The 265-nt window shown below is 35.5% G+C and carries 1 pseudogene; it reads right to left on the bottom strand.

From position 1 onward, the window contains the following. Positions 1–265 (bottom strand): annotated as a pseudogene (locus tag PZC42_RS21650) (hypothetical protein); the annotation flags it as partial.

Here is a 265-nt window from a genome sequence, read left to right on the forward strand (position 1 = left end):
GTATTAAATCATGCTCTGAAAGTCGAATTAGTTCATTTAATTTCGCTAATCTTTCGCCTCCCACCACTCCAACTTTGAGCATTTTTGACTTTGTGGCAATGCCTATGTGGGAAATATGAGAATCATTCGATTCGCCAGATCTATGTGAAGTAATTAATTTTATGTTGTTTTCATTTGCTTCTTTGGCAAATTCAAGAGCATCAAAAAGACTTCCAGCTTGATTCACTTTGAGAATTGCAGCATTACAAGATTTTGCACTAATTGC

The sequence above is a fragment of the Isoptericola croceus genome, from assembly GCF_029382255.1.
Taxonomy (GTDB): domain Bacteria; phylum Actinomycetota; class Actinomycetes; order Actinomycetales; family Cellulomonadaceae; genus Isoptericola; species Isoptericola croceus.